Here is an 8,639-nt window from a genome sequence, read left to right on the forward strand (position 1 = left end):
AATCAGGCCGCACTTCGGCGACCATCCGCACCGCTCGACGGCGCAGCTCGGCGGGGTAGGGAGACTTACCTGGCATGGACTCGATCCTCTCAAGAGATCAAGTCTCCACCGAAGCCGGGGCGATTCAATCCCGCCCGATCGCCATGATCTGACGGGATCCCGTCAACTTCAGTCCAGCCGTCTCAAGAACGGCCCCTGGTGAGGTGTTCACGAGTACGGCCAGCCTGGGGCGGAAGAGGTCCTCGGAAGATCGCTTCCCAGCATGGCGTTGATCGTTTCCCGGGCTGAACTTCCGGTTCGAGTCGATCGTCGAATCCATATGGCTCTCAGGTACCCGACACGCTCCCCTGCCCTGCTGTGCGCTCTAGCCACCCCTTTCCTGTACGCCGCGGTGAACCTGATCGCGATCCAGATCGCCGCCCACCCGACGGGACGCAATCCCTGGTATGACGTTCCCTGGAACTATGTGCTGCTGAATGAACTGGACAGCGAGATAGCATCGGCGCGATCGGTGGCGCTGGGCTACACCCTCGTCCTCACCGTCGAAGCGGCCCTGATCGCCCTGCGTGTCCGGCAGAGGCGCCGTTTCGCCGACAACGAAGTTCCGCCGACGGGCGGGCTCTTCAGTCTGATGTATCTGCTCACTCTTGCTGTGGCCACCGTCCTCAATCCCGTGGGTCCGATATGGCGGGGCAACGACAATCACGATCTTGCAGTGCTCTGCCCCGCTTGGTACATGCCTGCGCTGATCGGCATTGCCCTCGTGGCCCTCATCGGGCTGACCGTCTGGCTCACCGCCGCGATCAGGGATGTCCCGGCGTCCTGACGGGAGTATCCAGAGCCGCTGTCGTTGAACCCTGGGGCCCGTCTGTGGATGACAGTCACAGAGGATGACGAGGGCGAGGAATTTCCCAGCTACTCCCATCGCCCTCCCCACGCGAGCTGTGGAAGCGCTCCAGCAGCAAAAGCGCCAGCAAGCCAAAGAACGCAAGGCGGCCGGCCAACGCTGGAAGGAACACGGGCTCGTCTTCACCAGTCGCATCGGCACTCCGCTTGACGCCCACAACGTACGGCGTGAGTTCCGCAACGCGATCAGAGGCATCAAGGGCATCTATGCCGACGCCTGGACACCCCGTGAGCTACGCCACAGCTTCGTCTCACTGCTGTCTGACGACGGCGGTCTATCCATAGACGAGATCGCAAAACTGTGCGGACACGCCAGCACCACCGTGACTGAGACCGTCTACCGTCATCAGATCCGGCCCGTGATCCAAACCGGCGCGCTGGCCATGGACCGCATCTTCGACGACCTCACGGACGATTAGCGGCTCGTCAGCATGTCACTCAGTTTGTCACTCAGGAGATCAAAAAGGCCACTTCCGATCACTGGAAGTGGCCTTTGACCTGGGTGGAGATGAGGGGATTCGAACCCCTGACCCCTTCGATGCGAACGAAGTGCGCTACCGGACTGCGCTACATCCCCAAGGACTCGACCAGATTAGCAAACTCCGGAGGGTCCTCGCGCCACCGTTTCAGTCGCCCACCGCTCGCCTGGGTGGTTCGGCGTACTGATCGAACAGGACGTCTGAGTGGTGCGAGGCGAGATCGATGATTTCGGCCTCCGCCTCCTCGAGGGCGTGCCGCTGCTCGCGCGCCCGCCGCAGCCGCTCAGCGCGCGCATGTCGGGCACGTTCGCGCCGTTCTCTGTCCACCTGTACGGCGATGCGGAGAAAGGCCATGTACGTCATCATGATGACGACGGAGGGCGCGACCCCCCACCATGGGATCATCTTGACCGCCGCCGTGATGATCGAGGCGAGCACCAGCAGGGCGGTGAAGAACAGCAGGCGGCGCCGGCGGGCCACGATGATGGCGCGGCGGCGGAGCCGGAACTGGCGGACGTCGACCTTCTCGACCTCCATCGGCACCGTTCCGTCGTCCTCGTCGGCGTCGGAGGGGCCGAGGTTGTCGAGGTCGGGAAGCTGGTGTTCGCCGGTGTAGTGCTCTTCGAGTTCGGCGAGTTCGGCGAGGTTGGTCTTGTCCCTGCGCAGCCACATCGGGATGAGGACGCACAACCACATCACGACGATGGCGAGGTAGAGGAGAATGCTCACGGGCACCTCCGGGCAGCACGAAGACGCGAGTGTGCTGGTTGCGTCTTCAATGTGCTCACGTCACGCACCGTAAGACCGCGTGTCACTAATTGACGAGCATTCGGTGCGGTGTGTCGCGAGATCGTCAAACCTCTTCGACGGGAGAACCGCCGTGAGTTGCCGACTCACGTGCCCGACGCCACTGCACGAGAAGCCCGCCAGGCACGTCCTCGACGGTCAACGCGTAACAGATGTGGTCACGCCAGGCTCCGTCAATGTGGAGTTGGCGCCGCCGAATGCCTTCTTCCCGGAATCCGAGCTTCTCAACCACCCTTCGGCTGGCTTGGTTCTCGGGGCGGATGTTGGCCTCCAGCCGGTGCAGGCCGGTGGTGAAAAAGCAGTGGTCGACGGCCATGGCGAGGGCGGTGGGGGTGATGCCCTTGCCGGCCAGCGCGCCGTCGATCCAGTAGCCGACCTGGGCGGAGCGGGCGGATCCCCAGACGATCGCGCCCACGGTCAACTGCCCCGCGAAGCGCCCGCCGTACGTGACCACCCAGGGCAGCGCGAGCCCTTGCCTGGCCTCGCGGCGCAGGGTGCCGACCATGGAGATGTAGGGCCCGAGACCGGTTCTGAACAGCGGAGTCTCGGGGTTGCTCGGCTCCCAGGGACGCAGCCAGTCGGCATTGCGCAGGCGGGTCTCGCGCCACACGCGCACGTCGCTCATCCGTAGAGGCCGCAGGCCGACCGGACCTTCGCCAAGAGTCGCCGGCCAGCCACGAAGTCGATCCACGGTTCCATCATCCCCCTATCGGGGGCGATGTCGCCACGGGTCATGTGGTCGAAGATCCGGCTCGGGTCAGCGCGGGTGATCGCCGCCCCGGATCTGATCGACCGCGTGCCGCAGAATAGGCGCGAGTACGGCGACGCCGTCGCGTACACCTCCAGAAGATCCCGGCAAATTCACGATCAATGTTGTACCCGCTTGTCCGGCCAATCCTCTGGAAAGTACAGACGTAGGCACTTTTTCGCGGTTGGCCTGGCGGATGGCCTCGGCTATTCCGGGAATCACGCGGGTGATCACTTTGGCCGTCATCTCGGGTGTCAGGTCGAGAGGCGTCAGGCCGGTGCCCCCGGTGGTCACGATGACGTCGAAGCCCTCCCCCACGCCGTCTCGCAGCGCGCGTTCGACCGCCTCTCCGTCGGGCACCAGCACGGGCCCTTCGACGCTGTCGCAGCCGGCCTCGCCGCGCAGCAGCTCGACCAGAAGGGGACCCGATTTATCGGCATAAACCCCGGACGACGCCCGGTTCGACACCGTGATCACGAGAGCCCGCATCACGCCGGCTCCCTGGTCCAGCCGCCGGTCTTACCGCCCAGCTTCTCCTCCACCCGTACGTCGGTGATCGTCGCGCCGGGATCGACCGCCTTCACCATGTCGATCAGCGCCAGCGCGGCCACCGAGACCGCCGTCAGCGCCTCCATCTCCACGCCGGTGCGGTCGGCCGTCTTGGCCCGGCACGTGACCGCCACGCCCCAGTCCTCGACCTCCAGGGTGACCTTCACGCCGTGCAGTGCGATCGGATGGCAGAGCGGGATCAGGTCGGGGGTGCGTTTCGCCCCCATGATGCCCGCGATCCTCGCCACGCCCAGCGCGTCGCCCTTCGGCACCTCGCCCGACCGCAGCAGCGCCACGGTCTCGGCCGTCAGCAGCACCCGGCCGCTCGCCGTGGCGGTGCGGGCCGAGACGTCCTTGGCGGAGACGTCGACCATGCGGGCGGCGCCGGTCTCGTCGATGTGGGTCAGCTCGCTCACAGCTTGATCACCTCCACCGTGGCGCCCGTGGGCACCTCGGTGACGTCCTCGGGAACCATGATCAGGGCGTTCGCCGTCGCCAGGGCGGCGAGCTGGTGGGAGCCCTGCCCGTGCACCGGCGCCACCGTGCCGTCGGACGCGAGCACGCCGCGCAGGAACGACCTGCGCCCCGACGGCGAACGCAGGGGCCCGGCGGCCTTGGCGGTGACGGATGAGGGCATGCCGCTGGGCAGGCCGCGCATCCTGTCGAGCGCCGGGCGTACGAACAGTACGAAGGACACGAAGGAGGACACCGGGTTGCCGGGCAGCGCGAAGATCGGCACCTGGTCGTCCCCCAGGACGCCGAACCCCTGCGGCATCCCCGGCTGCATGGCCACCTTCTCGAACCGGACCGTCCCCAGCGGCGACAGGGCCTCCTTGACCGGCTCGTACGCCCCCATCGAGACCCCTCCGCTCGTGATGATCGCATCGGCGCGCACCAGATGGGTGTCGAGCCGGTCAAGCAGCACGGCAGGATCGTCGGTGACCGAGCCGACGCGGTAACCCTCGGCGCCCGCCTCCCGCACGGCGGCCGCCAGGGTGTAGCTGTTGGACTCCCAGATCTGCCCGGTGACCAGCGGCGATCCGGGCTCGACCAGCTCGGCGCCCGTGGAGATGATCACGACCCGGGGCCGCGGCCGCGCCTTGACCCGGCGCCGCCCCACCCCGGCGATGATGCCGAGCTGCGCGGGTCGGATCACGGTGCCCGCCTCGAGCACCACGTCGCCGGCCTCGACGTCCTCCCCCGCTCGCCGGATCGCGTTGCCGGCCTCGGCGCGGCGGTCGATGCGTACGGAGACGGTGCCGCCGTCCGTCCACTCCACCGGCACCACGGTGTCGGCCCCCGCGGGGAGCGGTGCGCCGGTCATGATGCGTACGGCGTGACCGGGCCCGACGGCCCGCAGCTCGGTGGACCCGGCCGCCACGTCGTCGATCACCGGCAACGTGACCGGAATTTCCGACAAGTCGTCGGCGCGTACGGCGTACCCGTCCATGGCCGAGTTGTCGAACGGCGGCAGCGGCACCGGCGAGGACACGTCCTCGGCCAGCGTCGCCCCCAGCACCTGCTCCAGGTCGAGCTCCAGGGGCGCCAGCGGACGCACAGTGGCCAGGATGTCGGCCAGATGCGCGTCAACCGATTTCATCGAGGAACTCCCGCAGCCACGGCACGAAATCCGGCGCCAGATCCTCACGGTCGGCCGCGAACTTCACCACGGTCCGCAGATAGTCGAGCTTGTCGCCCGTGTCGTAGCGCCGCCCTCTGAACAGCACCCCGTGCACCGGCCCGCCCTCCGCCGAGCCGCGGGAGGCGAGCGTGCGCAGCGCGTCGGTGAGCTGGATCTCTCCGCCGCGCCCCGGCGGGGTGTCCTCCAGCACCGCGAACACCGCGGGATCGATCACGTAGCGGCCGATGATCGCCCAGTTGGACGGCGCCTCGTCGGCAGGCGGCTTCTCCACCAGATCGGTGACCCGTACGACGTCGTCCTCGGCGGTCGCCTCGATGGTCGCCACGCCGTACTGCGAGACCTGCTCCTTGGGCACCTCCATCAGCGCGATCACACTTCCGCCGAACGTGTCACGCACCTCGATCATGCGCTTGAGCAGCGGGTCGCGGTAGTCGATCAGGTCGTCGCCGAGCAGACAGGCGAACGGGTGGTCGCCGACGTGCTGCTTGGCGCAGAGCACCGCATGGCCGAGGCCCTTGGGCTCGCCCTGGCGCACGTAGTGAAGCGTCGCGAGCGAGGCGGGCTCACGAACCTGGGACAGCCGGTGCTCGTCGCCCTTGGCCTCAAGGGCACCCTCCAGCTCGAAAGCCCGGTCGAAGTGATCCTCGATCGACCGTTTATTCTTGCCGGTGACCATGAGCACGTCGAGGAGCCCCGCCGAGGCGGCCTCTTCAACGACATACTGGATCGCGGGCTTGTCGACGATGGGCAACATCTCTTTGGGTGTCGCCTTGGTCGCCGGGAGAAACCGGGTGCCCAGACCCGCGGCGGGCACGACGGCTTTCGTCACAGGGTCGAAGTCAGCCATGAGTAGACCCTAGTGGAGGCACCTGTGGACAAGCTCAACCTGCGCCGCGAGCTGAACGCGGCGCGTAGTGCACTCTCCCCCGAGCAACTACGGGCAAACGCCATCAAGGTCCGCGAAACGCTGCTCGAACAACCGTGGGTCCAGATGGCCGGTCTGGTGGCCTGCTACTGGTCGACGGGGTCGGAGCCGGATACGCACGGGCTCGTGTTCGCTCTGTGGAAACACGGCGCCACCGTGATCCTTCCGGTGCTCCGTGAGGACGACGACCTCGACTGGGCGGTCTACGACGGACCGGGCACGCTCGCCCCCGGGCGCTTCGGCATCATGGAGCCCGTCGACACCCGCCGCGGCGTCGACGCCATCCGCACCGCCGCCCTTGTGATCGTGCCCGCCCTCGCCGTCGACAGGAGGACGGGGGTTCGTCTCGGCCGCGGCGGCGGCTCGTACGATCGAGCCCTGGCCAGAGTCGGTCCCAACGTCCCCACAGTGGCCCTCCTCCACGACGGGGAGTTGATCGACGATGTCCCGTCCGAACCGCACGACCGCCGCATCCGCTATGCCATGACACCGTCAGGCCTTACTAGTCTTATGTGACCACAGGGATGAGAGGGGGCTGAATGACGCTTGATGTCTGGCTCCTTCTCGGGGCCGCGATCGTCATCGCCGCCATCGCGTCCGTACGCCTCGCGCATCGCACCGGTCTGCCCAGCCTGCTGGTGTTCCTGGGCTTCGGCCTCCTCCTGGGCGATTCCGGGTTCGGCATCCCCTTCGACAACCCCGCCGTGGCCCAGCAGATCGGCCTGACCGCGCTCGCGGTGATCCTGGCCGAGGGCGGACTCACCACCAACTGGTCCCATGTGCGGCGATCCGTCCCCATAGCCGTGGTGCTGGCGACCGTGGGGGTGGCGGTCAGCATCGTCGTGCTGGCGCTGGTCATCCAGGGCCTGCTCGGCATCGACCGGAACACGGCGCTGATCCTCGGCGCGGTGCTGGCCTCCACCGACGCGGCGGCCGTCTTCTCCGTGCTGCGCAGGCTGCCGCTGCCGCCCCGGCTGGCGGGCGTGCTGGAGGCGGAGTCAGGCTTCAACGACGCGCCCACCGTGATCGCCGTCGTGCTGCTCAGCGGGGCGGCGCACTCGCCCGCCAACCTGGGAACGTTCCTGCTCGACACCACGGTCGAGCTGCTCATCGGCGCGGCGGTCGGCCTCGCCGTCGGGCCCGCGGGCGCGTACGCGCTGCGTCGCGTCGCCCTGCCCGCCTCAGGCCTCTATCCCATCGCCGTGCTCGCGCTCACCTTCGTCTCGTACGGCGGCGCGGTGCTGCTGCACGGCTCGGGCTTCCTGGCCGTCTACCTCACCGGGCTGATCCTGGGCAACTCGCGGCTGCCTCACCGGGCGGCCACCAGAGGGTTCGCCGAGGGGGCGGCGTGGCTGGCGCAGATCGGTCTGTTCGTGATGCTGGGGCTGCTGGCCAACCCGGGGGAGATGCCCTCGGCGATCATCCCCGGCCTGATCATCGGCACCGTCATGGTGCTCCTCGTGCGCCCGCTGTGCGTCATGGCGAGCTCGGCGGCCGCGTGGGTGTTGCGGTTGGGCTGGGTGAGCTGGCGCGACCAGGCGTTCCTGTCGTGGGCGGGGCTGCGCGGCGCGATCCCCATCGTGCTCGCGACCATCCCCTGGGCGTCCGGGGTCGAGGGCTCCAAGGACATCTTCAACCAGGTCTTCGTGATCGTCATCGTGTTCACCCTGCTGCAGGGGCCGACACTGCCGTTCGTCGCCCGGTTGCTCAAGGTGACGGCGCCCGGAGAGGCGCACGACCTCGCGGTGGAGTCGGCGCCGCTGGAGGAGCTCCAGGCCGACCTGCTGCAGATCACGGTGCCGCCGGGCTCGCGGCTGCACGGCGTGGAGATCTTCGAGCTGCGCCTTCCCGCAGGCGCCGCCGTGACGCTGATCGTGCGCGACGGCAGGTCGTTCGTACCCGCCACCACCACCAGGGTCAGGGCGAACGACCAGCTGCTGATCGTCGCCACCGCCTCCTGCCGCGACCAGGTCGAACGCCGGATCCGCGCCGTGAGCCGCAGCGGGAAGCTGGCGGGCTGGTACGGCGAGCGGGGGCTGGAATAGGTGATTGACGGCATCGGTTAGCATTAGCAGTCGCATCCCTCGAGTGCCAAGCCTGAAGGAGAAGCGCGTGCCGACCTACCAGTACGCCTGCAACGACTGCGGTGAGCAGCTCGAGGTCGTCCAGAAGTTCACCGACGACGCCTTGACGGTCTGCCCGAGCTGCGAAGGAAACCTGCGCAAGGTCTTCTCCGCCGTCGGCATCGTGTTCAAGGGCTCGGGGTTCTACAAGACCGACAGCCGCTCGTCGACCTCTGGCGCCTCGACCTCCTCGTCGTCCAAGTCGGCTGATGCGTCGTCGTCCGACTCGTCGTCGAAGTCCTCGGAGAGCAAGTCGGGCGACTCCGGTTCGTCCACCTCCGCTCCCGCGCCGGCCGCAGCCTCCAACTGACCGCGCCGTTCCCCTGGGCGTGTCGCCCGGGTTTTCGGTATGCGCCGGTCGAGCAGGCGTTCGCGTGCGCCGGGCCCCGGTGGCGATCGGGTGGCGCAGGCCCTCCGGCTCGTGATCCGTAGCGGCAGCCCGTCCACAGCGACCCGGCAC

The 8,639-nt window shown here is 68.0% G+C and carries 11 protein-coding genes and 1 tRNA gene; 5 read left to right on the forward strand and 7 right to left on the reverse strand.

Annotation, left to right across the window (positions count from 1 at the left end; genetic code table 11):
- Positions 1-391 precede the first annotated feature (391 nt).
- Both GUY59_RS44585 and GUY59_RS44590 read left to right on the forward strand, forming a co-directional pair.
- Positions 392-826: a hypothetical protein gene (locus GUY59_RS44585; protein WP_138208263.1), complete on the forward strand. Its 435-nt coding sequence runs from the start codon at positions 392-394 to the stop codon at positions 824-826.
- Positions 827-944: 118 nt separating this feature from the next.
- Positions 945-1,325, forward strand: a complete 381-nt coding sequence (locus tag GUY59_RS44590; RefSeq protein ID WP_252375239.1) for a tyrosine-type recombinase/integrase — start codon at positions 945-947, stop codon at positions 1,323-1,325.
- 84 nt (positions 1,326-1,409) lie between these two features.
- On the opposite strand, the gene GUY59_RS44595 is transcribed toward GUY59_RS44590, so the two are convergent.
- From GUY59_RS44595 to galU, 7 genes are all read right to left on the reverse strand, one after another.
- Positions 1,410-1,483: transfer RNA gene (locus GUY59_RS44595), tRNA-Ala, on the reverse strand.
- Between the two features lie 49 nt (positions 1,484-1,532).
- Entirely contained in the window at positions 1,533-2,114 is a 582-nt protein-coding gene (gene sepX, locus GUY59_RS44600) for a divisome protein SepX/GlpR (RefSeq protein WP_138208265.1), read from the reverse strand.
- Positions 2,115-2,238: 124 nt separating this feature from the next.
- Positions 2,239-2,883 carry a GNAT family N-acetyltransferase gene (locus GUY59_RS44605; protein ID WP_138208266.1) on the reverse strand — a complete coding sequence of 215 codons (645 nt, stop codon included), beginning with the start codon at positions 2,881-2,883 and terminating at the stop codon, positions 2,239-2,241.
- Positions 2,884-2,949: 66 nt separating this feature from the next.
- Positions 2,950-3,429, reverse strand: coding sequence for a MogA/MoaB family molybdenum cofactor biosynthesis protein (locus GUY59_RS44610; RefSeq protein ID WP_132330794.1), 480 nt, complete (start codon positions 3,427-3,429; stop codon positions 2,950-2,952).
- A complete protein-coding gene (gene moaC / locus GUY59_RS44615; protein ID WP_138208267.1) occupies positions 3,429-3,905 on the reverse strand; it encodes a cyclic pyranopterin monophosphate synthase MoaC in 477 nt (158 codons plus the stop codon). Before moaC ends, GUY59_RS44610 begins: the two co-directional genes overlap by 1 nt.
- On the reverse strand, positions 3,902-5,089 hold the full coding sequence (glp, locus tag GUY59_RS44620) for a molybdotransferase-like divisome protein Glp (protein ID WP_138208268.1): 1,188 nt from the start codon (positions 5,087-5,089) through the stop codon (positions 3,902-3,904). The genes moaC and glp overlap by 4 nt, the downstream gene beginning before the upstream one ends.
- Positions 5,076-5,978, reverse strand: coding sequence for a UTP--glucose-1-phosphate uridylyltransferase GalU (galU, locus tag GUY59_RS44625; RefSeq protein ID WP_132330789.1), 903 nt, complete (start codon positions 5,976-5,978; stop codon positions 5,076-5,078). The genes glp and galU overlap by 14 nt, the downstream gene beginning before the upstream one ends.
- A 24-nt stretch (positions 5,979-6,002) precedes the next feature.
- On the opposite strand from galU, the gene GUY59_RS44630 reads away from it, so the two are divergent.
- The 3 genes from GUY59_RS44630 (at position 6,003) to GUY59_RS44640 (ending at position 8,489) form a co-directional block, all read left to right on the forward strand.
- Entirely contained in the window at positions 6,003-6,572 is a 570-nt protein-coding gene (locus tag GUY59_RS44630) for a 5-formyltetrahydrofolate cyclo-ligase (protein WP_171055612.1), read from the forward strand.
- A gap of 23 nt (positions 6,573-6,595) precedes the next feature.
- Complete coding sequence (locus GUY59_RS44635; protein ID WP_138208270.1) at positions 6,596-8,101, forward strand: potassium/proton antiporter; 1,506 nt, start codon at positions 6,596-6,598, stop codon at positions 8,099-8,101.
- A 67-nt stretch (positions 8,102-8,168) separates the two neighbouring features.
- A complete protein-coding gene (locus GUY59_RS44640; RefSeq protein WP_138208271.1) occupies positions 8,169-8,489 on the forward strand; it encodes an FmdB family zinc ribbon protein in 321 nt (106 codons plus the stop codon).
- Positions 8,490-8,639 lie beyond the last annotated feature (150 nt).

The sequence above is a fragment of the Nonomuraea sp. K271 genome, assembly GCF_009908215.1.
Lineage (GTDB): Bacteria > Actinomycetota > Actinomycetes > Streptosporangiales > Streptosporangiaceae > Nonomuraea > Nonomuraea longispora.